Below are 22,511 nucleotides of genomic sequence, written 5' to 3' on the forward strand. Positions count from 1 at the left end.
GAGGCGAGGGAGAGCGGGGTGCGCTGGCCACGCGCCCCGCTCTGGTTGGGTGATCAGGCAGGTGGGTTGTCCTGACGGCGAACCTAATCCCAGTATGGAATGGCCGGACGGGCGATCATCAGCCAGAAGATCATCAGCACGGCCGCGAAAGCCGGAAAGCCGAAGGCGAACCACCACCAGAAGAGACGGTGATAGCGGGCAGGCAGCTTGCCGTTGGTCGCGACCGCTGCGACGGCGAGATCGCGCATCTGCATCTGCATCCACACCACCGGCAGCCAGAAGGCGCCGATCACGAGATACAGTGCAATCGACGCCGCCACCCAGCCGTCGCCGAGGGAATACCCGCTCGACCAGGCGAGCCATGTCCCGGTGATCGGCTGCAGGATCACGGCACTCGCCGTGAACAGGAAGTCGGCCAGCACCACCGTCCGCGCGACGCCCGCGATCTCGCGCGGGTCGCCGCGCAGATGCGCCACCAGCATGAAGAAGGCGATGCCGGCCCCGGTGCCGAGCAGCACGGCAGCACCGATGATGTGCGCCATCTTCACGAGGAAGTAGAGCATCAGCGATCCTCCCGGATCGCCATGGCGACCAGGTTGAGCATGATCACCGGCCAGATCTTCAGCATCGGTCCCAGCGGATCGGCCCACAGCCGCGGCACCAGGACGGTGCCGATCGCGGCATAGGTGAGCGAGATGATCAGTGCGGCCCAGAGTCCGTAGCGGCTCAGGGGTCGCCAGAGAATGGCGATGCCGATGACGATGTCGGCGAGCGCGCCCGCGGTGACGACGAGCGCCGCGACGTTCCCTTGCAGCCCGCCTTCAAGCAGCAACGACATGCCGATGTTCCAGCCCGCGCTCAGCGAGATGATGCCGGTGGCGATCCAGAACGCGCCGAAGACGCCAAAGATCAGCGGCTTGAGCGCATACAGCTGAGCAAACCAGCGTTCCTGCACCGACGCAGGCTCGCGTGCGAGCGCGACTTCGAGATCGCGCGATGGAGTGCCGGTCAATCGACGCCAGGGCTCGGGATCGCCGGTCGCACCGCGGCGCATTTCCGCCTGTGCCGTCGTGTTGATGGGCGTTGGCCATCCCAGCATCTGCGCAACGTCGCCCGCACGATAGGCAATTGAAGCCGCCCAGCGCGGCAGCTGCAGGCGATAGGCCGGGCGCCAGCGCAGCCAGGCGCGAAACAGCGCGACCGCATCGCTGAAGGCGATCCGCCGCGGGCCGGCCAAATCGACCGCGACCCGTGAAGGCGCGCCGGGCTGCAGGAAGAACAGCACGGTCTCAACGACGTCGTCGAGATGCACCGGTTGAATCGCCGCCGTGTCCGGCATGACCGGCAGAACCGGCAGCGCCGCCAGCCCGCGCAGCAGCGCGCTGCCACCATAGGCGGGCCGGCCGACCACGACAGAAGGCCGCAGCACCACCCAATCGAGCTCCCGCGCCATCAAGGCGGCTTCGCCCTCGCGCTTGGTGCGGGAAAAATCGCTGAGCGCATCATTGCTGCCGATTGCCGAGAACAGGATGACCCTGCGGACCCCGGCGGTCTCGCAGGCCGCATAGAGCGCCGCGCTGCCGGCGACATGAACGCCTTGCATGTCCTGTCCCTGCAGCGCACCCGCTGCATTGATCACGGCATCGACGCCGGCGAGAAGGCCCTTCCATTTCGACGCATCGGTGGTTCGGGCGACATCGAGCGTGATGTGGCGAGGATCGTGCGTCGCCGCGGGATGGCGCGACACCAAGATGCAGTCATGTCCTTCGGCGGACAGCCTGGCGTGGATCGCCGATCCGATAAGTCCTGTAGCCCCGACGAGAAGGATGCGCATCGACTGATCCTTCGATGGGCGGCCTGGGCAACGCCTTGATCAAGCCTTGAAGATACGGACCAATAAAGCGGGGCTGCAATCGTTCCTCGCGGGGGAACTGATGGGTTTGGCTGCAGGCAGAGAATCGGACACCTCGCCCCGCGCAGCTCCCTTGAAACTACTGGCGGATGATCGAAAGGGTACGGAGCGACGCAGCGGCGTGATCCGCGAATGCCCTCACAGCCGGTGTGGTGCGCCGGGAACCGGGAATCACGACTTGAACCGGTACGGCAGGCGGCTCATAGGCCGGAAGAAGACGCACGAGCTTGCCCGACGAAATCTCGGCTTCGACCTGATAGGATAAAAGTCGAGCGATGCCTTGGCCCGATGTCACGGCGGCAATGACCGTGTCGAGATCTGTCGTCATGAGGCGCGGCATCATGCGAACCGTGTGCAAGCGACCTCGATTCTGAAAACGCAGTTCGGTCGGCCCCGCAAATCCGGAAAAGAACACGACATCGTGCTTCGGTATGTCTCGCGGATGTCGAAGCTCAGGTTGCCTGCGCAAGTAGGAAGGGCTGGCCACCAGGACGCGACGGACCGACCCCACTGATCTGACGACGAGGCGCGAGTCGCGCGGCTGACCTATCCTGACCGCAACATCGATGCCTTCACTGATCAGGTCGAGCGATCTTTCACCCATGACGAGCTCGATACGGATCGCCGGATGAGCGTCAAGGAAGCTCGATACGATCGGAGCGACATGACGGCGTCCGAAGATGGTGGGAGCGGCTATTCGCAGGATACCGTGCAGCGGAGCCCCTTCCGTCTCGACAAGCCTGCTCATGACGGTCGAGTAGCCGTTGACCAGCTCGCGGGCGCGCTCAGCAAAGTGGCGTCCGGCATCCGTCGGTGCAAGACGGCGGGTTGTTCGCTCCACCAATCGTCTTCCGACCCTTTCCTCGAGGGCCGCAAGCGCGCGAGTGACCGCGGGAGGTGAACGCTTCAATCGCTTTGCTGCGCCTACCAGACTTCCAACCTCAACTATCGCGACGAATGTCGCAAGTTCATCGAGCCTGTCCATCGGATCATTCCCCGAAATGGAATTGTGACTTTCAGCATTAATTCTAGTGCAATTCAGGAGGTCGTAATAGCCTTCGAATGCGGTCGGCAGCGGAGGCGATCATGATCGCGGCAGCGCGAGAGGCCATAAAGGCTGATAACGCAGACGCGGCGCGCTCGCGTTCTTGAACGAGCATTAGTGCCCCGCCTTTGTTTCGCAACACGTTTCGAAAGGTGCCCTCATGCCCGCAGCATTGGAATTTCTGTTGTGGTGTGTCGCTCTCGCAACGTGGCTGATGCTTTTTTGCGCGGTGGTCAGTGAGCGCTTGAAGCGGCTCTCAAAGCTTTTCAGTCATCTGCGCGAGATTGCTTTCAGGCACAGGGTGAAGTGACTCGGTGGGGCCATCGGATCAGCCTCATCTGAGAAAATCGCGACGATGCCGTCTCGAAGGGCGAGGCGCAGCGTGAGACCCGTCAATGGCGTCTGCAACAGCCGAGCGGCCCTGGGCGGCGGTGCTCGTGAGCGCTTCCGGTAAGATTCCGTTGCTGCTATCCTCTCGCAAAAGAACGTCTTGCGGAGGAATACGGTGCGCCCCAACGGGATGACCCTTGATCCGTCGGCCGGCGATATCACGCCCGCGGTGCTCGCCATCGGCCGCTCCGATTTTCCCGATGTGCTCATCGACACGCTGCGCCGGCAGGCCGATGTCGGCCATTGCATGGTGTTCGCGCTGAGCCGGGCCGGCGCGGCAAGCTGCCTGCTCGATGCCGGCAACATCCCGATCGGCGCCGATCTCGGCGCCGCCTATGCCGGCCAGTTTCACGAAACGGATCCCAACCGCGATGCGCTGTTCGAAGGCGAGGGGGGCGCGCCGATCATGCTGCCTCGCTTCGCGCCGCGCATGTACGGCGCGCGCTACCGCAAGATCTTCTTCCAGGATTCCGGCATCGTCGACAAATGTGCGACCGCGATCTGGAGCGGCGATACCTGCTTCTACGTCAACTTCTATCGGATCGCCGCGCAGGGCCGCTTCCGCGCCGCCCAGCGCGAGCGGCTCGGGGCGATCGCACCGGCGATCGCAGCCAGCGTCGCGCGCCATTTCCAGGAGAAGCCGACGTCCGATCTTGCGACCCTGTTCGCGACGCGCAAGCCGCTCTCCGCGCTCTCCCCGCGCGAGCAGGAGGTCTGTCGCCGCATCCTCGCAGGCTTCAGCTCCGAGGCGATCTCGCAAGGACTCGGCATCAGCCTGCATTCGACCCTGACCTACCGCAAGCGCGCCTATGAGCGGCTGGGCATCTCCTCGCAGAGCGAGCTGTTTGCGATCGTGCTGCGCCTGCTGACGGGTCCGCGCGGCCTGAACTGAGGATATTGGTCCGCGATCTGTTGACCAAAAGCGGAGGTGCCCGAAAAACCGATATGTTCGACTGAATTCGTTAAGCCCGCCGAAGTGGAGTCTCCTGTATCAGTTTGGAGATCGCTTGGTTGGGCGAAAGAGATGCTGGCCACCATATATCGCGGCTCGTCGGTGAAGCCTCCGCTTGTCGATAGAATCCAGCTATGGCTTTCGACAAGCCGCATGGTCGATGGCATTTGGATCGGAACTCTTTCGGATGATCCCGAGCGGGCCCTGCAACGCGTTGAAGCCGCGCTTCGGCTGATCGAACGGTCCGCTCCACTTCATTACCAGCGGGTCAAGAAGAGCCTTTCTCGAATCTGGGTGCAGCTGGTTCCACATGGCGCCGGCTGCTATCAGCATTCCCTGAACGCCTGCCTGCTTGACCCGCGCGTCGTCGCTTCCGAAACCACGACGATCGAATGGATCGCGTCCGCTATCGTTCATGAGGCGACCCATGCACGGCTTGAGAACTGGGGGATCCGCTACGACGAGGCCGCCCGCCCCCGGATCGAACGGATCTGCGCCAGAAGAGAGCTCGACTTTGCCCGCCATCTGACGGGCGTTGATGCCTTGCAGGAAGAGATTGCGCAGAGGCTCGATTTGTGCCGTGACGAAGGCACGTACTATACGGATCAGAATATGCAGCAGAGCATGGACGAAGGCGTCGTGGAGGCGCTCCGTCATCTGCGAACGCCGGAATGGGCCATATCCCTCCTGTTCAGGGTGAGAGATTTGCGCGTTGGAGTCCGCCGGTTCACACGACGCATAGCCGGTGTTTTGGTGCGATGATTGCGGCTCTGACCACCATTCGCGAAGCTTGCACACGTCGGCGTGGTTGAACGTCCGGTGAACCCGAGCTAACGCGACGATCGCTTCTCGACAGCCGCCGCGATCTTCTCCAGGGCGGCGTTTGTGTGCCGCAGGTCGGCCAGCTGCTGTTCGCACATCTCGATCAGCGTCCGTCCAGACCGCCATCCGAACGCGTGCGCGCCCCGTCGGCAACAAAGCCAGACCAGTGCTGTCAGAAAGGCGCCGGCAGCGAACCAGGATAGCGCCTGCCCCTGGTCGACGTCCGCGAAGGCGCGGCGGAAGTTACCCTTGAACAGGTACGCAATGGCGCGGCCGCTGCGGGCGGAGTAGTCGCGAGCAAATTCGGGATCAAGTGCGATCACCTGGGTGTAGTCGGCAATGGCACGGTCATAATCGCCTTTGGCAAAGTAGGCGCTGCCTCGGGCCATGATGGCGAAACTATCGTTCGCATTCAGCTGGATGCTGGCGGTGAAGTCTGCGATGGCGCGATCGTTGTCCCCTTTCCCGTGGTAGGCATGGCCGCGCTCGCCGTATCCGACCCGCTTTCCATAGTCCGACAGGCCGGCTTCGAATGCCTGGTTGACGTCCGCTATCACCCGGTCGTAATCGTGCCGCTGGTTGTAGATGTGCGCTCGGTTGAGCAGCGAACCGCTAGACTTCGGGTTGGCTCGGATTGCCGCGGTGAAGTCCGCCAAGGCGCGGTCGTCGCGATCGGCGAAGCTGGTCGCTGACCAGGAATAGCCTCGCGCATGATACAAACCGGCGAGGTCCTGGTTGTTGTAGTCTCCGCTTTGGATGGCGCGGGTGCAGGCGGCGATGTTCTCGGCAGAGGCTGCCTTCGATCCGTCCAGACAAGCCTGTCGATCGTCGGCAGCCGCTGGCCGGCTGACGACGGCGGCTGCGAGGGCCAAGGCGACCAGCCAGAGGCGCGCGGAAAATCCTGAGCGCATACTACTGCTCACTACATTGAACCGGCGTTCGAGCTAACCCGGAGACGGCTTTTCCAGAGCCGCCGCGATCCTCTCCAGCAATGCATTGGTTCGCCTGTTTTCGGCGACCTGCTGCTCGTAGAGATCGACCCAACTCGTTCCGGATGATGAGCGCCGGCTCAAACGCGCGTACCATAGCCAAAAGCCCATCAGCGCGAGGAATGGCAACCAGGACACGATCAGGCTGAACGCCCAGGATGAACCATCGCTTCCGCCTCGTGTACCGACGAACGTAAACAAAACGACGAGAGCTCCGACGAGACTGACCCACAAGGCAATCAACAGAAGTCGAGATCGAAGCTTGGTCATTTCAGTCACGGCAGTTCCCTTTGGTGGGCTGAGAAAACCGATACTATCACGAGTTGATTTGTCCTCGATGCTCTCGCGCATGCGGTCGTTGCAACGTGGTTAGCCGTTTCTTTGCTGGACGTCTTGGCCATCATGACGAGCACCGTCACGACGAGGGGCTGCGCCGTGGAATTCGTTGTCCGGTCGGGCCGGAAGCCGGCGTGGGCTTTCGCTCAGGACGTTCGCGTGGGGTCCTCAGCGGAAATTAACGTTGCGTCGCCAATATGCTCGACATGCATTCCGAATGGCGTCGTCAACTGCCCTATCAGGTTCACACCAATAGAGAGCTCGGCCTGATGCTCCAGGGCACCAAGCCCCTCGCATATTTCACCATTTCATTGGCCGTGAACCAGACATCTATACTCGGTATTGGCGAATGTTCGACCGGCATGTCGCTGAAGGCCGCCTGACGAAGCGCGAGCTCATCGAGCCATGTCCTGGAGCGCCGCAGCTCGAATATCGGATGCTGTTCTACACATTGCCCAGTCACGAGTGGCGGATTGACGCCATGCTTGCGCTCCTGAAGGAGCCCGGAGTCTGGTCCGATGATCGAGAACGGCGCTTCGGCGAATTGCTCGGTTACGAGACCTGGCAGATCGACCATTGGCTGACGCATGGTCGCTCGCCGACCGACGCTTAGCTTGCTGTTCCCATCAATGCTCGCAGTTGTCGCACACTGGCACCCCTGCAGCGCTCGACGAGCGGCTTGCTATGCGGAAAGTCGGGAACGATAGGGCGCGGTGAGCAGCAGCATGAACAGCGCTCTCTCGGCCTGGTACTTTGCTGCGGGTCGACTGGCTTCCCGGCCCTGCATCACCACCGCCCCTTGAATGGTGCAGACGGCCCAGCTCCATGTCCGGCGCCTGCGCTGCGCCAGGGTCATTTCGAAAATCGGAAATTCCGGTCCCGCCATTGCCGCCGCTTCTCGCCAGACATCCAATTTGGGCGGAGTTGAACCCGGCGGGCCGGCCCGTGTCTTCACCCATTTGGGTGAAGCGAAGTTTGCCCCTGCCGGGGCAGGCCACCGCACAAGTCCGGCGTCAATCTCTCAGCGGCAATTTGGGGATCGCACCGAAGAGGGCAGCTGCGCTCTTCTGGTTCCGCGTTCCCGTCTTGGCGAGGACGGCCTTGACCTGCGTGCGGATGGTTTCGCGGCTGAGCCCGTGATGCGCGGCGATATCGCCGATCGTCTGTCCTTGCGCAATTCCGCGCGCAACGCGCGCCTCGCTCGGGGTGAGATCGAATAGGCCACGAATGAGGGCAAGGCTCGGTGCCTGCGAGGCGGCGACCGGCGTTGCGATGAGGAGGCCAACCGCCCCATCGAAGAGATCGCGGGCTTCGCCCGGCATCGACACGAGATGAAGCACCACCCGATCGAGATCGCTGCTGCGACGCGCCGCAAAGGAGCACACGGCCTTGTCCGGCGCATCGAGTTGAGCGAGGCCAGCGCGCAGCAGGGTGTCGGCCGCGCGGTCCTTGATGGCGATCCGGTCCTTCGGCAGCCATTGCAGAACGTCGGTCATGCCTTCGATCAAGGCGTTGGCGGCCAGAACCCGCCCGGAGCGCGTGATCGCAAGGGCCGGCAAGCCGACCAGAGACAACGCCTCGGTTGCCGCCCGCATCCGGGTGAGGCGCCAGCGCGTCGACAGCAAAGCTGCCCGCGCGAGATGGGGGCGAAAGCGGTCGAGAAATTCGAGGTCCTGCCGCGAAAAGGCGGGGCGGCCGGCCAATCTTTCCATATGGAAGACGATGATCTCGCCGGACGGGCTGCGGACCGCCGTCGCGCAGGCATGCTCGAAGCCCCATTTCTTGTTCCATTCCACCCGATATGGATCGCGCTCCCATTCCTCCGGCGAAAACGCCTCGTGCTCGCCGACGAAGCCGGGATGATCAAGCGCAAGGAGTCGCGGGGTCGTCTCCGTCCGGCTGGAGAGGTCGCCACTCAGGAACGCCGAGAAGGCCTCGCGAATCGACGGCGACGCCACGGCGCCGTTCCAGACACCGGACCATTGATCGGAGTCCGAGGTGATCATGACCATGCCATGCGCGCCCGCGGCATGAGCGATTTGCTCCAGGACATCAGGCCAGAGCTCTGGAACGGTCGCTGCCTCGTGGATGCGGTCCACGATCTGCTCGAAATCGATGCCCGTCATTGCTGCGCTGGACCCATCAGATTCGACCGATCTTTCAGACGCGCGGCGTGCACTTCTGCAGCAGCCTTCGTGCTTCGCCCGCCCAAGGCCCTTGATACCAATCCGCTTCGGCGGAACCAATTGCTACTTTTTCCCAAGCTGGCCCGGATGGACGGCTAGCAGAAATCATGTCCATATATCAACTATTTGACAGGTCAGAGGTTGTCCCGGCGGCTTTCAAGGTCGGTCTGATTCCGTAAGCCGGGGGCAGCGCTGAATGGACCACGGTTCTCGGCGCATCAACCTATCGGCGTTCGCGGGTAGAGGAGGTGAGCATGATCCTCATATGGCTTGGAGTGCTCCTTGTTTTCGGCGGCCTATTCCAAATGGCGTTTCAGCCCATTTGGCGAGGTCGATTCAGTGGTGGGAAGTGGCTTCGCTCCGGACGTGACACGCTGGAGCCCGAAAGGCCCGGTAGCGGCTTCGGCGTCAAATCGAACTGGCCTGGACTTGTGATGGTCGCGCTTGGCGGCGCTTTCTTGCTGGCCGGAGCTGCCATCTGAGTTGAAAGCAGACAAAGGCCTGAGAAGATACAGGATGGCCGAACCCGTCGAGCTGCGCCAGTTCAGAAGGCAGGCCCTGGATATCGTGCTGAGCTGGAATTTTCTTCCAGAGGTGAATGATGCGCAACCCCGTCGCACCTTTGCCGAGTTGACCTCGCAGCAGTTCGACGCTGGCATGGTTGACGCGAGCGGCAGCTTGTGGCCCGCCTGTCCCAATCCATGGGGACAGACGGCGGCAACTGAAAGGCGCTAGCCTCGGCATCGAGGAGACCACAAGGGAGCGAAGCTTGAGCACCGCGCCGCGCATCGAGATCGACCCGGCTGCCTTCTGGGCCGACCCCTATCCGATGCTCGCCAAGATGCGGAAGGAGGCGCCGATCGCCTTCGTGCCGCAGCTCGGCTCGACGCTGCTGACGAGCCGCGACGACATCTCGATCTCCGAGAAGCAGATCGACGTGTTCTCGTCGCACCAGCCCGCCGGCCTGATGAACCGGCTGATGGGCCACAACATGATGCGCAAGGATGGCGAAGCGCATCTCGTCGAGCGCCGCGCCATGTTTCCGACGGTCTCGCCGAAGACGGTGAAGGGCTACTGGACCGCCCAGTTCCAGGCCCATGCGGATCGCATCATCGCTTCGCTCGAACCGGGCCGGATCGATCTCATGCGCGACTTCGCGCTGCCGTTCTCCGGCGAATGCCTGAAGTCGATCACCGGCCTTACCAATATCGGCTTTCAGGACATGGATTCGTGGTCGCAGGGCATGATCGAAGGCATCGCCAATTATGCCGGCGACCCTGAGGTCGAGGCGCGCTGTCATGCGGCAACCGCGGGCATCGACGCCGCGATCGACGACATCCTGCCGGTGATGCGCAAGCATCCCGACCAGAGCATTTTGGGCGTGCTGCTCGCCTCGGACATGCCGATGGAGAGCGTGCGCGCCAACGTCAAGCTCGCCATCTCCGGCGGCCAGAACGAGCCGCGCAAGGCGATTGCCGGCACGGTCTGGGCGCTGCTGACCCATCCCGACCAGCTCGATCTGGTCCTGCGCGGCGAGGTGTCGTGGCTGCAAGCCTTCGAGGAATATGCCCGCTGGATCTCGCCGATCGGCATGTCGCCGCGCCGCATCGCAAAACCCTGGACCATTCGCGATGTGGCGTTCGAGCTCGACGAGCGCGTGTTCCTGATGTTCGGCTCCGCCAACCGCGACGAGAAGCATTTCGAGCGCGCCGATCAGTTCGACGTGCGGCGCGACACCTCCAAGAGCGTCGCCTTCGGCGCCGGCCCGCATTTCTGCGCCGGCGCCTTCGCCTCGCGCGCCATGATCGCCGACGTCGCACTGCCGACATTGTTCGCGCGCGCCTCGCGCATCGAGCTCGCCGAGGACGAAGAGGTGCGGATCGGCGGCTGGGCCTTCCGCGGGCTGCAGAATCTACCGGTGAGGTGGGAGCAATAGGGCGGTAGGAAGCCTCTCCCCCAAGGCTGCAATCATGCCATTCTGCCGCTGTTTTGCCCGACAGGTCAAACAAATTTCGGATAATTCGCAAGTCATTGATCTTGCACGTCTCGTCTACTGTGCATGGGGTTGTTTTTCACGTTTATGTTTCGCGCCAAAGACCGCTCGACCAAATCCGTGGAGCTCTCACATTCGCGTGCAGAAAAATTCCATCCTCATTCGCTTCGCCGCTTGAAAGATTAATCACGCGCGCGGCATGCAGCGCAGTGCTCGCATCGCTATTTTCCCGGACGTCTCGACACTTCCGATGACGCGCACCATCATTCGGCAAACGTGAATGATGACGGCCGCACGCGGCCCGGAGTGTGGAATGCAGCGTCGAGACTTTCTGAAACTTTCGGTTGGAACTGCGGCCACCGCTGCGTTCGCATCGCCTGCGATCGCGCAAGGCGCGGTGAAGGAAATTCGCATCGGCTATCAGAAGACCGGCGTGCTGGTCATCACGCGCCAGCAGGCTGCCCTGGAAAGACATTTCGCAGCCTCAGGCATCGAGGTGAAGTGGATCGAGTTCTCCTCGGGCCCGCCGATGATGGAGGCGATGAATGTCGGCAGCGTCGATTTCGGCGCGGTCGGCGATTCCCCGCCGGTGTTTGCCCAGGCCGCGGGCGCGGCGATCGTCTACGCCGCCGGTCAGCCCATCACCAACGGCCAGGGCATCCTGGTGCCGAAGGATTCGCCGATCCGCGACATCGCCGATCTCAAGGGCAAGCGCATCGGCTTCACCAAGGGCTCCAGCGCCCACAACGTCGTAGTGCAGACGCTGGAGAAGGCCGGCCTCACCTATGCCGACATCACACCGGTCTACCTGACGCCGCCGGATGCCGGCCCCGCCTTTGCTAATGGCAGCATCGAGGCCTGGGCGATCTGGGATCCCTATTTTGCGATCGGCGAGACCAAGCAGAACGGCCGCATCCTGATCAATGCGCGCGAGGTCACCAAGACCAATTCCTTCTACATCGCCAACCGCGAGTTCGCGAAGAACCATGGGGCGATCCTGCAGCAGATCGTCGACGTGACGACCGCGGCAGGCCAATGGGCCGAGCAGCACCGCGACGAGGTCGCCAGATCGCTCGCCGCGATCACCGGCGTTCCCCTGGATATCCAGACCGTCGCCGCCAATCGCGCGAACTTCGTGGTCGGCCCCGTCACCGACGAGATCGTCGCGACCCAGCAGGGCGTCGCCGACCGCTTCTACAAGCTCGGCCTGATCCCGAAGCCGATCGTCATTCGCGACATCGTCTGGCGCAACCCGGCAGCCTGACCGTGCCGACAACTCTTCCCGTTCAAAAAGGTCTGAACATGAAGCGCATCGTTCAACGCGTGATCGCAGCCATCGTGCTGTCGATCGGCATCGTCGCGGCCGCCGTCGGCACGACTTACGGCTAGGGGCGATCCATGAACCAATCCAACGCCAACATCCTCTGGTTCCTGCCGACCCACGGCGACGGCCGCTATCTCGGCACCGGCATCGGCGGCCGCGAGGTCAACTTCAACTATCTGCGCCAGATCGCGCAGGCCGCCGATCAACTCGGCTATTTCGGCGTGCTGTTGCCGACCGGGCGGTCCTGCGAGGATTCCTGGATCGTTGCGTCCTCGGTCGCGCCGTTCACCGAGCGGTTGCGCTATCTCGTCGCCGTTCGTCCCGGCCTGCAATCGCCGAGCGTAGCCGCGCGCATGACCGCGACGCTTGATCGCGTCTCGAACGGCCGGCTCCTCGTCAACGTCGTCACCGGCGGCGATCCCGTCGAGAACAAGGGCGACGGCATCTTCCTCGGCCATGACGAGCGCTACGAGGTCACCCGCGAGTTCCTGAACGTCTACACCGACCTGCTCGCCGGCAAGACGGTGAACGTCGAGGGCAAGCACATCCGCATCGAGGGCGGCAAGCTGCTGTTTCCCCCCGTGCAGTCGCCGCGGCCGCCGCTCTATTTCGGCGGTTCCTCCGATGCCGGCATCGACGTCGCCGTCGACACCGTCGACAAATATCTCACCTGGGGCGAGCCGCCGGCGCTCGTTGCCGAGAAGATCGCGAAGGTGAGGGAGGTTGCCGCGGCCCGTGGCCGCAAACTCTCCTTCGGCATCCGCCTTCACGTCATCGTCCGCGAGACCAACGAAGAAGCCTGGGACGCCGCGAACGAGCTGATCAGGCATGTCAGCGACGACACCATCGCGCTGGCGCAGAAGAACTTTGCCCGCATGGATTCCGTCGGCCAGCACCGCATGGCGCAGCTCCACGGCGGCAAGCGCGACAAGCTCGAGATCGCGCCGAACCTGTGGGCCGGCGTCGGCCTCGTCCGCGGCGGCGCCGGCACGGCGCTGGTCGGCGACGCCCAGACCGTGGCGGCCCGCATCAAGGAGTACCAGGATCTCGGCATCGATACCTTCATCATGTCGGGCTATCCGCATCTCGAGGAAGCCTATCGCTTCGCCGAGCTGGTGTTCCCGCTGCTCGCGCTGGAGCAGCCGAGCAACGTGACAAGGCTGCATTTCAACGGCGGTCCGTTCGGGGAGACGGTCGGCAGCGATTTCCGTCCGCAGCACCGGGTGTCGCAGTCATGAGCCTGATCGACAGCATTTCGCTTCCGCGCAGCAACCGCCTGCCGCGGGCCGACGGCCTGATCCAGTGGATCGTGCCGCTCGCCATCATCGCGGTCTGGCAGGTCGCGAGCGTCACCGGCTTCGTGCCGACGCGGGTGCTGCCGGCGCCGAGCGACGTCGTGCTCGCGGGCTGGAAGCTGCTGGTCTCCGGTGAGCTCGTCCGCAACATCTGGGTGTCGTTCTGGCGCGCCTCGATCGGCTTTTTGATCGGCGGCAGCATCGGCTTCGCTTTCGGCCTTGCCAACGGCCTGTCGCAGCTCTCGGCCAGGCTCACCGATACCACCCTGCAGATGGTGCGCAACGTGCCGCATCTGGCGCTGATCCCGCTGGTCATCCTCTGGTTCGGCATCGACGAAAGCGCAAAGCTCTTCCTGGTGGCGCTCGGGGTGTTCTTCCCGATTTATCTCAACACGCTGCACGGCATCCGCACCGTCGATCCGCAGCTGATCGAGATGGGCCGCATCTACGGCATGACCGATGGCGAACTGTTCCGCCGCGTCATCTTCCCGGGTGCGCTGCCTTCGATCTTCGTCGGCATCCGCTTTGCGCTCGGCATCATGTGGCTGACGCTGATCGTCGCCGAGACCATCGCGGCCTCTTCCGGCCTCGGCTACATGGCGATGCAGGCGCGCGAGTTCATGCTGATCGACGTCGTCGTGCTCTCGATCCTGATCTACGCCCTGCTCGGCAAGCTCGCCGACAGCGCCTCCCGCGTGCTGGAGCGTCTGACGCTCTCCTGGCACCCCGCCTTCCAGAAACGTTGACCGAAAATACTGGGAATCACATGCAGACAGCGCTTCGTACCTCTCTTCCCGAGACCGAGCTCGCCGGCCGCGCCACTTTCGCTCCTCACGCCCGCGTGGTGCGTGAGGAGCGGCAAGAAGAACACCGAGTTCAGGCCAGCGGCCTGCCGCTCAGCATCCGCGGCTTGCGCAAATCCTTCGGTGACAACGAGGTGCTGCGCGGCATCGACCTGCACATTCCCGCCGGCCAGTTCGTCGCGATCGTCGGCAAGAGCGGCTGCGGCAAGAGCACCCTGCTGCGCCTGATCGCCGGCCTCGACAAGATCGATGCGGGCAGCATCAGCTTCGGTCAGGAGATCCAGCCCGAGGACATCCGCGTGATGTTCCAGGAGCCGCGGCTGCTGCCCTGGGCCCGCGTGCTCGCCAATGTCGAGGTCGGCCTCGGCCGCGATCGTGCCTCAAGCGATGCGCATGCCCGCGCCGAGAAGGCGCTGATCGAGGTCGGCCTCGCTGACAAGCGCGATCAATGGCCGTCGGTGCTCTCAGGGGGCCAGAAGCAGCGCGTCGCGCTCGGCCGCGCGCTGGTCTCGCGCCCGCGTGTGCTCGCCTTCGACGAGCCGCTCGGCGCGCTGGACGCGCTGACCCGCATCTCGATGCAGCGGCTCCTCGAGCGGGTCTGGCGCGATCAGGGCTTTACCGCGATCCTGGTGACCCACGATGTCTCGGAAGCCGTGGCGCTGGCCGACCGCGTGCTCGTCATCGAGGAGGGCCGCATCGCCCATGACGTCACGGTTAACGCCGCCCGGCCGCGCCAGCGCGGCTCGGCCGAGCTTGCCGGCCTTGAAGGCTCGATCCTGAGCCACCTGTTGTCGGCGGACGATCGTACCTAAATAGAGGGAACCCCGCTTTCGGGGAGCAACGCCATGAATGTAGTGCCCCGCGAGCTCATGACCGAAATTCCCGTCTCGTCCGCCGATTTCCGCGGCGCCATGCGCCATCTCACCGGCGGCGTCAGCGTCATCACCGCCGGGCGGGGCAAGGACATCACCGGCATGACGGTGACCTCGGTCACCTCGCTGTCGGTCGAGCCGCCGACGCTGCTGGTCAGCATCAACCGCGACGCCTCGTCGTTTCCGCTGATCCGCCGCATTGGCGCTTTCGGCGTGAACATCCTCAATGCCGACCAGCTCGAGGTCGCCGAACGCTTTGCCGGCAAGGGCGGGCTGAAGGGCGCGGATCGGTTTGCAGGCAGCCAATGGGTGACGGCAGTCTCGGGTGTTCCGCTGCTGGTCGGCGCGCTCTCGGCCTTTGATTGCGAGGTCGAGGAGATAGTCGAGCGCCACTCGCACGGCATCGTCATCGGCCGCGTCAGGGACATCAGGAGCTCGACCCGCAATGCCGCGTTGGCCTATTGGCACGGCCGGTACGTGGCGGTCGACCAGGACGAAGACGCGGCCCGGCTCGCCGATGTCAGCCTTCCCGCGCGCGGCCGGCGCGGCATTTGATCGCCGTCAGCGAGCCCTGCTCAAGGCTGGCCTTTTCCGCCTCATCGCTCTAGAAGCGCCCTGAGCTGTCCCGCCGAACGGATGGAGCGGAACGATGAAGCGCGTGGCAACCTTTGTCTTCTACGCCGTCGGTGCGCTCGCGATCGCCTATCTCGCGCTCTACGCCTACGCGATGTTCTCTGGCTCTCCGATCGTGCCAGGCGATCCCATCCACATCTTCCGCAAGCCGGATGCACCGAGTTATTCGTAGAGCTTGGTCGGTCTCGTAGGGTGGGCAAAGGCGCCCTTGCGCCGTGCCCACCATCTCTCCAAGGCAGCAACCGGAACGGTGGGCACGCTTCGCTTTGCCCACCCTACGGCACCTCCGTTCACCCCCGCAGAATCGCCAGCGCCAGCGCCTGTGCGCGCGGCACGATGCTGTCGATCTCCAAATATTCCTCCGGCGTGTGCGCGAGCCCGCCGACTGGACCGAGACCGCAAATGGTCGGCGTGCCGACCGCGGCGGTGAAGCCGGAATCGGCGCAGCCGCCGGAGAACTCGCCCTGCAGCGTGGTGAGGCCCACCTGCCTTGCGGCCGCCTGATAGCCTTCGAACAGCGCCTTCGAGTCCGCGCTCTGCACCACCGGCACGAACTCGCCCTTGATCGACAGCGTCGCGCTGGTGCCCGGCACGTAGGAGGTCGCGACGATCTTTTCGATCGCACCCATGATCCGCGCGCGATCGGCCGGATCGACATAGCGCAGGTCGATCTGCCCTTCCGCGTAAGGCGCCGTCGTATTGACGGACTGCCCACCCGAGACGAGGCCCACATTGAGCGTGATGCCCTTGTCGAGATCGGTGAGCGCGTGGATTTGGACGATCTTGTGCGCGAGCTCGCCAATGGCGCTGACGCCGGCGGCGAAGTTGGCGCCGGAATGCGCGGCCTTGCCGGTGATGGCCATGTGCATGAAGATGCCGCCCTTGCGCCCGGTGACGACGTTGCCCGTGGGCCGGCCCGGCTCGGAATTGAACACCGCGCGGGCCGCGCGTCCCTCGCGCTCGATCACCGGGCGCGAGGAGGGCGAGCCGATCTCCTCGTCGGAGGTGATCAGCACCTTGATCGGATGCGGTGCGCCGCCGAACTTGTGGAAGGCGGCGGCCACGAACACGTTCATGACGAGGCCGGACTTCATGTCGGCGACACCGGGTCCATAGGCGCGGCCATCCCGGATCGTGAACGGCCGCCGCCCGGTCTCGCCCTTGCCGAAAACGGTGTCGCGGTGCCCCATCAACAGCACCGGCTTCTCGTTGCTGCCGGGCTTTGCCACCTCGGCATGGATCGCGTCGCCGAACGTGCCGTGGCCTTCGCGCCGGAACGGAATGCCGTGCTCGGCAAAATGCCGCTCGAACCGCGCACCGACCGCATCGACGCCTTCCTTGTCGTAGGAGCCGGAATCGATGTTCACGACGTCGCGCAGCAGGTCGATCATCGCCTGCTTCTGCGACGCCAGCCAATCCGTGATTTGAGCTTCAGACATGTTGTCCCTCGCGTGGTTTTCGGGCGAGGTTATAGGGCGTGCCGCGCGGATGGCATAGTCACGTGGCGCGGTTCGGTCATGCGAAGGACGCTCTTGAGGTTCGTCATTGCGAGCGCAGCGAAGCAATCCAGTCTGTCGCCTCCGCGGGATTCTGGATTGCTTCGCTGCGCTCGCAATGACGGGGTGGCGGCCTGCGCCAAACGAAAAATGCCCGGACTTGGCCCGGGCATTCGCGTCCGCTCGATGGTCGCGGGCGTCTACGCGCCCATCATCGGCATCCGCGGATATTCCCCGGGCGTGCCTGCGGGCGGGATCGGGATGCCGCCGTCGGCATATTCGTTGAGCTTGTTGCGCAGCGTGCGGATCGAGATGCCGAGGATGTTGGCGGCATGGGTGCGGTTGCCGAGGCAGTGCTTCAGCGTCTCCAGAATCAGATCGCGTTCGACGTCGGCGACGGTGCGCCCCACCAGTGCGCGCGTCACCTGCTCGGCGGCCATAGTGGCATGCGCCACGGCCGGGACGGTCTTGGCGAGGTCGAGGCGGTCGCCGTCCGGCGTGATGATGGCGTCGGGCCCGATCTCGTCGCCCTGGGCCATCAGCACCGCGCGGTGCATGGTGTTTTCGAGCTCGCGGACGTTGCCCTGCCAGCGGTTGGCGGAGAGCACGCGGCGCGCCTCGGCCGAGAGCGGACGCAGCGGCACGCCGTTGGCCTCGGCATATTTCTTCACGAAGTGCTGGGCGAGCTCGAGGATGTCGGCGGGACGCTCGCGCAGCGGCGGGATCTTCAAATTCACGACGTTGAGGCGGAACAGCAAGTCCTCGCGGAACGTGCCCTCTCGCACGGCCTCGGCGAGATTGCGGTTCGAGGTCGCGATGATGCGGATGTCGACCGGAACCGGCTTGGTGCCGCCGACGCGGTCGATCACACGCTCCTGGATGGCGCGCAGTAGTTTCGATTGCAGGCGGACGTCCATCTCCGAGATTTCGTCGAGCAGCAGCGTGCCGCCGGTCGCCTCCTCGAACTTGCCGATGCGGCGGGCGACCGCGCCGGTGAAGGCGCCCTTCTCGTGGCCGAACAGCTCGGATTCCAGCAGGTGCTCCGGGATGGCGGCGCAGTTGATCGAGATGAACGGGCGCTTGGCACGGGCCGAACGGGAGTGAACGTAGCGCGCCAGCACTTCCTTGCCCGTGCCGGATTCGCCGGTGATCATCACCGAGGCGTCGGAGCCGGCGATCTGCTGGGCGAGCTTGATCACCTTTGCCATCGCATCGTCACGGTAGACCAGCTCGCGGGAATCGTTGGCGACGGCAGCCAGCACCGCGGCGATCAGCTCCGGATCGGGCGGCAGCGGGATGTATTCCTTGGCCCCGGCATGGATCGCGGCGACCGCGGCGCGGGCGTCGTTGGTGATGCCGCAGGCGACGATCGGGGCGTGGATGTGCTCGGCTTCCAGCCGCAGCACGAGGTCGCGGATATCGAGCGCGACATCGACCAGCAGGAGGTCGGCGCCCTTGCCCCCGCGCAGCACGCGCATCGCCTGCTCGTGATCCTCGGCATGGGTCACGGTGGCGCCGTTCTCCATCGCGATCTTGGTGGCGGTGGTGAGCTGGCCCTTCAATGTGCCAACGATGAGAAGCCGCATGTCAGTCTCCTGTCCGTCTGCTCGCGCCGTCGCGCGTCATGTCCTTTGTCAGCCGCGTTCGGCCTTGATGATTTCCGTCATGGTCACGCCGAGCTTGTCCTCGACCAGGACGACCTCGCCGCGGGCGACCAGCTTGTTGTTGACGTAGATGTCGATGGCCTCGCCGACGCGCCGGTCGAGCTCGAGCACGGTGCCCGGTCCGAGCTTCAGGAGCTCGCCGACGTCCATCTTGGAGCGGCCGAGCACGGCCGAGACCTGCACCGGCACGTCGAACACCGCCTCGAGGTCGGCGGCGGCACGCGCCGCATATTCGTCCTCGTTGTAGCCGACGTCGGTGCCGGCAGGCGGCATCGGGCCGTTGAGATCGGGCAGCGGGACCTGTCCGTCGGTGTCGCTCATGGTTTAGCTCCCCCTGCGGGACGCGATGTAGCGTCCGACCATTTCGTCGATCTTGGCCGCGATGGCGCCGCGCTCCAGCACGACGCCGCCATCGGCCCATTCGATCCGGCAGTCGCCGGTGGCAATTTCCGGCTCGGCCAGGATCACCAGCCGGCCCTCGAAGCCGCTCTGCTTGGCGAGCCGCTCGATCTTCTCGCGCGCGCTGTCGTAGAGCGCATCGTTGATGCGGACGACGAGATGCGGCGTCGCGACCAGATGCGAGAAACAGTCCTTGACCAGCGCGATGACCTCGCCGAGCGGCTCGGCGGCGACGAGGTCGGCGCACAGCTTGCGCGCCACCGCGACCGCGACCTCGACCGCCTCGGTCTCCATCCTGGTCTCGATGTTGCCGATGCCGGCGGCGACGCCGCGGATGGCGATGTTGATCTCTTCCATCGCGAGCGCGACGCGACGGTCGCTCTCGGCCTTGGCCTCGCGCTGGCCGGCGGCAAAGCCGTCCTGATAGGCGCGCGCCTCGGCTTCCGCGACCTTCTGCGCGATCTCGGCCGCGGTCGCGGCCTTCTCGCGCGTCGCGCGCTCGGGCGCCGCGAAGTCGGTATCGAACAGGAATTTTGCCGGAGCGGCCATCAGTACACCAGCTCGTCGTCGGCGCGGTTCTTGGTCAGCATGATCTCACCCTTGGCGGCGAGGTCCTTGGCGAGATTGACCAGCAGCGCCTGGGCTTCGTCGACGTCGCGCAGGCGCACGGGGCCCATCGCCGCCATGTCGTCCTGGAGCATCTTGGCCGCGCGCGAGGACATGTTGCCGAAGAAGAAGTTGCGGACGTCCTCGTTGGCGCTCTTGAGCGCGACGCCGAGCTTGTCCTTGTCGACGTTGCGCATCAAGGTCTGGGCGGAGCCGGAATCGAGCTTCACCAGGTCGTCGAAGGTGAACATCAGCGCCTTGATGCGCTCGGCGGATTCGCGGTTGTCCTCTTCCAGCGAGGTGATGAAGCGGGTTTCGGTCTGGCGGTCGAAATTGTTGAAGATTTCCGCCATCACCTCGTGGGCGTCGCGGCGACGGGTCTGCGACAGGTTGGACATGAACTCGACGCGCAGCGTCTTCTCCACGCTCTCGATCACCTCCTTCTGCACCGCCTCCATCTTCAGCATGCGGTTGATGACGTCGAGCGCGAGCTCCTCTGGCAGGATGCCGAGCACCCGGGCGGCATGCTCCGGCTTCAGCTTCGACAGCACCACCGCGATGGTCTGCGGATATTCGTTCTTGAGGTAGTTGGCGAGAACCTCTTCCTGCACGTTGGAGAGCTTCTCCCACATGTTGCGCCCGGCGGGCCCGCGGATCTCGTCCATGATGCCGTTGACGCGTTCCGGCGGCAGGTATTGCTGGAGCAGCCGCTCGGTGGCGTCGAAATTGCCCATCAGCGCGCCCGAGGCCGACATGCGCGAGACGAATTCGAGCAGCATGTCCTCGACGGTGTCGACCTCGACGGTGCCGAGCGTCGACATCTCCAGCGAGAGCTGGCGCACCTCGTCGTCGTCGAGCAGGCCCCAGATCTTGCCGCCATATTGCTCGCCGAGCGCCAGCATCAGGATCGCGGCGCGCTTCGGCCCCGCCAGGCCCTGGGTTTTGGGACCGCCCTCACGGCTGCCGGCGCGCTGACCGAGCGTGGAGATCACGCTGGTGATGTCGTTCGAGTTGGCGTTTTGCAAGGTGGCGGCCATGTCAGATCACTTCTTGATGCACTTGGCTTCGGTTATTTCGCCGGCTCAGTCAGCCATTGGCGGATGATTGCGACGGTTTCGTTGGGATTGCGTTCGGCGAGTTCGCCGACGCGGTGAACGGACTGGGCGTGGACCTGGCCCTGAATGGTGGCGACGTCGATGGCGCTGGTGCCGCCGCTCGGCAGCAGCGGCTGGCCGGCCGGCGCGGCCTCTTCCGAGGCAGCTGGGCCCGTCAGCACGCCGGAGATGACGGCGGCGACCTCGTCGGAGGCGAGAATGCGCTTGACCAGCGGGCGGATCACCAGGAACAGCACGACGAGGCCGAGCAGCATCATCACGCCGAGCTCGACGAAGTACATGACGTCGTCCTTGGTGAACTGCAGCATGCCGAGGAAGCCGCCGGGTTCGCCGATCGGGGCGGTGGAGGGCGCGTCGGCGAAGCGCAGGTTGACGACCTCGACCTGGTCGCCGCGCTTCTGGTCGAAGCCGATCGCCGAGCGCACCAGCGTGGCGATGCGGTCGAGCTGCTCCTTGGTGCGGTCCTGATACGCCAGCTCGCCCTTGTCGTTCTTGCTGTAGATGCCGTCGACCAGCACCGCGACCGAGATGCGGTTAACCCGGCCGGCCTCGGTCACCTCGGTCTTGGTGGTGCGGGAGATCTCGTAATTGTTGGTCTCCTCGGTCTTCTTGCTCTGGTCCTTGGGCGCGACGCCGTTGTTCTGCTGGTTGCCGGGCAGCTCGTTGTTGACGGTGACCTGGCCGTTGTTGTCGGCGGTCATGCTCTGCTCTTCGCGGGTCTGGCTCGAGCGCAGCACGCGGCCCTCGGGGTCGAATTTGTCCGAGGTCTGGGTGACCTTGTTGAAGTCGAAATCGGCAGAGAGCTGCACGCGGGCGCGGCCCGAGCCGACCACGGAGGAGACGATGTCCTCGACCTGCTTGCGCATCCGCTTCTCGAAGGCGATGCGGCGCTCCTCGCCGATGGCCTGCTCCGGATCGGTCTGGGCGCCGTCGGCGAGCAGCTGGCCGGCCTCGTCGACGATGGAGACCCGCTGCGGCTTCAGCCCGTTGACCGCGGAGGCGACGAGATGGCGGATGGCGCGGATCTGCTGGGCTTCCAGTGCGCCGCGGACGCGCACCACGATCGAGGCCGACGGTTCCGGCGCCTCGCGGGCGAACAGCGGCCGCTCGGGCAGCACCAGATGGACGCGGGCGGCCTGGATGCGGTCGATGGCCCGGATGGTGCGGGCGAGTTCGCCCTCCAACGCGCGCAGGTGGTTGATATTCTGGACGAAGGAGGTGGTGCCGAGCGCGTCCGACTTGTCGAACACTTCGTAGCCGACGCCGCCGCCCTTAGGCAGGCCGCCCTCGGCGAGCTTCATCCTGAGACGCGTGACCTTGTCCTTGGGCACCATGATGATGGAGCCCTCATTGCGGATCTCGAACTGGATGCCCTGGCGTTCCAGGTCCTTGATGATGCTGGAGGAGTCTTCGACGGACAGGTCCGTGAACAGCGTCGTCATCTGCGGCGTGGTGACGCGCATGATGACGAACGCAAAGAAGCCGATGAGCGCGGCGGTGACCGCGATCATTGCCCCGAACCGGGCGGCACCGATACTCTTCAGAAAGTCCGCAAGCCCTTGCAAGCAACCGCCCCACAGCTCCGGCCGCTTCACTGGAAAGGCCGACTGGGCAATTATTGCCTAGGTGATGGTTTCGATATGGTTAACGAAGGTTAAGAGGTCGGACAAAAGTGCATC

General features: G+C 64.5%; 26 protein-coding genes. 13 read left to right on the forward strand and 13 right to left on the reverse strand.

Going from position 1 to position 22,511, the window contains the following annotated elements:
* Positions 1 to 83 precede the first annotated feature (83 nt).
* From ABIA45_RS34415 to ABIA45_RS34425, 3 genes are all read right to left on the reverse strand, one after another.
* A complete protein-coding gene (locus tag ABIA45_RS34415; RefSeq protein ID WP_404655007.1) occupies positions 84 to 563 on the reverse strand; it encodes a DUF2269 family protein in 480 nt (159 codons plus the stop codon).
* Complete coding sequence (locus ABIA45_RS34420; protein WP_404655008.1) at positions 563 to 1,834, reverse strand: SDR family oxidoreductase; 1,272 nt, start codon at positions 1,832 to 1,834, stop codon at positions 563 to 565. The genes ABIA45_RS34415 and ABIA45_RS34420 overlap by 1 nt, the downstream gene beginning before the upstream one ends.
* Before the next feature lie 157 nt (positions 1,835 to 1,991).
* Positions 1,992 to 2,897: a LysR family transcriptional regulator gene (locus ABIA45_RS34425; protein WP_271541295.1), complete on the reverse strand. Its 906-nt coding sequence runs from the start codon at positions 2,895 to 2,897 to the stop codon at positions 1,992 to 1,994.
* A gap of 580 nt (positions 2,898 to 3,477) precedes the next feature.
* On the opposite strand from ABIA45_RS34425, the gene ABIA45_RS34430 reads away from it, so the two are divergent.
* Positions 3,478 to 4,239, forward strand: coding sequence for a helix-turn-helix transcriptional regulator (locus ABIA45_RS34430; protein ID WP_404655010.1), 762 nt, complete (start codon positions 3,478 to 3,480; stop codon positions 4,237 to 4,239).
* 132 nt (positions 4,240 to 4,371) lie between these two features.
* A complete protein-coding gene (locus tag ABIA45_RS34435) occupies positions 4,372 to 5,061 on the forward strand; it encodes a hypothetical protein (protein WP_404655011.1) in 690 nt (229 codons plus the stop codon).
* Positions 5,062 to 5,129: 68 nt separating this feature from the next.
* On the opposite strand, the gene ABIA45_RS34440 is transcribed toward ABIA45_RS34435, so the two are convergent.
* Positions 5,130 to 6,032, reverse strand: a complete 903-nt coding sequence (locus ABIA45_RS34440) for a tetratricopeptide repeat protein (protein ID WP_404655013.1) — start codon at positions 6,030 to 6,032, stop codon at positions 5,130 to 5,132.
* Between the two features lie 33 nt (positions 6,033 to 6,065).
* Positions 6,066 to 6,461 (reverse strand): hypothetical protein, encoded by a 396-nt coding sequence (locus ABIA45_RS34445; protein WP_275510467.1) that lies wholly within the window; start codon positions 6,459 to 6,461, stop codon positions 6,066 to 6,068.
* Between the two features lie 182 nt (positions 6,462 to 6,643).
* Between ABIA45_RS34445 and ABIA45_RS34450 the strand changes: the two genes are divergently transcribed.
* Both ABIA45_RS34450 and ABIA45_RS34455 read left to right on the forward strand, forming a co-directional pair.
* Complete coding sequence (locus tag ABIA45_RS34450) at positions 6,644 to 6,829, forward strand: hypothetical protein (RefSeq protein WP_404655014.1); 186 nt, start codon at positions 6,644 to 6,646, stop codon at positions 6,827 to 6,829.
* Positions 6,796 to 7,059 (forward strand): hypothetical protein, encoded by a 264-nt coding sequence (locus ABIA45_RS34455; protein WP_404655016.1) that lies wholly within the window; start codon positions 6,796 to 6,798, stop codon positions 7,057 to 7,059. The genes ABIA45_RS34450 and ABIA45_RS34455 overlap by 34 nt, the downstream gene beginning before the upstream one ends.
* A gap of 69 nt (positions 7,060 to 7,128) precedes the next feature.
* Here the strand turns inward: ABIA45_RS34455 and ABIA45_RS34460 are convergent, their stop codons facing one another.
* A complete protein-coding gene (locus tag ABIA45_RS34460; RefSeq protein WP_275510465.1) occupies positions 7,129 to 7,332 on the reverse strand; it encodes a hypothetical protein in 204 nt (67 codons plus the stop codon).
* Between the two features lie 127 nt (positions 7,333 to 7,459).
* Positions 7,460 to 8,572, reverse strand: coding sequence for a helix-turn-helix transcriptional regulator (locus tag ABIA45_RS34465; protein WP_271541302.1), 1,113 nt, complete (start codon positions 8,570 to 8,572; stop codon positions 7,460 to 7,462).
* 576 nt (positions 8,573 to 9,148) lie between these two features.
* On the opposite strand from ABIA45_RS34465, the gene ABIA45_RS34470 reads away from it, so the two are divergent.
* The 9 genes from ABIA45_RS34470 (at position 9,149) to ABIA45_RS34510 (ending at position 15,724) form a co-directional block, all read left to right on the forward strand.
* On the forward strand, positions 9,149 to 9,367 hold the full coding sequence (locus ABIA45_RS34470) for a hypothetical protein (RefSeq protein WP_271541304.1): 219 nt from the start codon (positions 9,149 to 9,151) through the stop codon (positions 9,365 to 9,367).
* 34 nt (positions 9,368 to 9,401) lie between these two features.
* Positions 9,402 to 10,568, forward strand: coding sequence for a cytochrome P450 (locus tag ABIA45_RS34475; protein ID WP_271541306.1), 1,167 nt, complete (start codon positions 9,402 to 9,404; stop codon positions 10,566 to 10,568).
* Positions 10,569 to 10,938: 370 nt separating this feature from the next.
* Positions 10,939 to 11,889 carry a sulfonate ABC transporter substrate-binding protein gene (locus ABIA45_RS34480; RefSeq protein WP_404655018.1) on the forward strand — a complete coding sequence of 317 codons (951 nt, stop codon included), beginning with the start codon at positions 10,939 to 10,941 and terminating at the stop codon, positions 11,887 to 11,889.
* Between the two features lie 2 nt (positions 11,890 to 11,891).
* Positions 11,892 to 12,014, forward strand: coding sequence for a hypothetical protein (locus ABIA45_RS34485; protein WP_260344179.1), 123 nt, complete (start codon positions 11,892 to 11,894; stop codon positions 12,012 to 12,014).
* A gap of 9 nt (positions 12,015 to 12,023) precedes the next feature.
* Positions 12,024 to 13,187, forward strand: coding sequence for an FMNH2-dependent alkanesulfonate monooxygenase (gene ssuD, locus ABIA45_RS34490; protein ID WP_404655019.1), 1,164 nt, complete (start codon positions 12,024 to 12,026; stop codon positions 13,185 to 13,187).
* A complete protein-coding gene (gene ssuC / locus ABIA45_RS34495) occupies positions 13,184 to 13,990 on the forward strand; it encodes an aliphatic sulfonate ABC transporter permease SsuC (protein ID WP_404655020.1) in 807 nt (268 codons plus the stop codon). The genes ssuD and ssuC overlap by 4 nt, the downstream gene beginning before the upstream one ends.
* A 20-nt stretch (positions 13,991 to 14,010) precedes the next feature.
* On the forward strand, positions 14,011 to 14,859 hold the full coding sequence (locus ABIA45_RS34500; protein ID WP_036022154.1) for an ATP-binding cassette domain-containing protein: 849 nt from the start codon (positions 14,011 to 14,013) through the stop codon (positions 14,857 to 14,859).
* Between the two features lie 33 nt (positions 14,860 to 14,892).
* Positions 14,893 to 15,474, forward strand: a complete 582-nt coding sequence (locus tag ABIA45_RS34505; protein ID WP_404655021.1) for a flavin reductase family protein — start codon at positions 14,893 to 14,895, stop codon at positions 15,472 to 15,474.
* Between the two features lie 94 nt (positions 15,475 to 15,568).
* Positions 15,569 to 15,724 carry a hypothetical protein gene (locus ABIA45_RS34510; RefSeq protein WP_225146495.1) on the forward strand — a complete coding sequence of 52 codons (156 nt, stop codon included), beginning with the start codon at positions 15,569 to 15,571 and terminating at the stop codon, positions 15,722 to 15,724.
* 118 nt (positions 15,725 to 15,842) lie between these two features.
* On the opposite strand, the gene ABIA45_RS34515 is transcribed toward ABIA45_RS34510, so the two are convergent.
* From ABIA45_RS34515 to fliF, 6 genes are all read right to left on the reverse strand, one after another.
* A complete protein-coding gene (locus ABIA45_RS34515) occupies positions 15,843 to 16,991 on the reverse strand; it encodes a M20 family metallopeptidase (protein WP_404655023.1) in 1,149 nt (382 codons plus the stop codon).
* A gap of 257 nt (positions 16,992 to 17,248) precedes the next feature.
* A complete protein-coding gene (locus ABIA45_RS34520) occupies positions 17,249 to 18,634 on the reverse strand; it encodes a sigma-54-dependent Fis family transcriptional regulator (protein ID WP_157287382.1) in 1,386 nt (461 codons plus the stop codon).
* A gap of 48 nt (positions 18,635 to 18,682) precedes the next feature.
* The gene (gene fliN, locus ABIA45_RS34525) at positions 18,683 to 19,033 is read right to left on the reverse strand and encodes a flagellar motor switch protein FliN (protein WP_035704875.1); all 351 of its coding nucleotides are present in this window, start codon (positions 19,031 to 19,033) and stop codon (positions 18,683 to 18,685) included.
* Between the two features lie 3 nt (positions 19,034 to 19,036).
* The gene (locus tag ABIA45_RS34530; RefSeq protein WP_036043750.1) at positions 19,037 to 19,660 is read right to left on the reverse strand and encodes a FliH/SctL family protein; all 624 of its coding nucleotides are present in this window, start codon (positions 19,658 to 19,660) and stop codon (positions 19,037 to 19,039) included.
* Positions 19,660 to 20,754, reverse strand: coding sequence for a flagellar motor switch protein FliG (fliG, locus tag ABIA45_RS34535; RefSeq protein ID WP_404655025.1), 1,095 nt, complete (start codon positions 20,752 to 20,754; stop codon positions 19,660 to 19,662). The genes ABIA45_RS34530 and fliG overlap by 1 nt, the downstream gene beginning before the upstream one ends.
* A gap of 32 nt (positions 20,755 to 20,786) precedes the next feature.
* Positions 20,787 to 22,397: a flagellar basal-body MS-ring/collar protein FliF gene (fliF, locus tag ABIA45_RS34540; protein WP_404655026.1), complete on the reverse strand. Its 1,611-nt coding sequence runs from the start codon at positions 22,395 to 22,397 to the stop codon at positions 20,787 to 20,789.
* Between the last annotated feature and the right edge of the window lie 114 nt (positions 22,398 to 22,511).

The organism is Bradyrhizobium sp. USDA 336 (assembly GCF_044908355.1).
Lineage (GTDB): Bacteria > Pseudomonadota > Alphaproteobacteria > Rhizobiales > Xanthobacteraceae > Bradyrhizobium > Bradyrhizobium yuanmingense.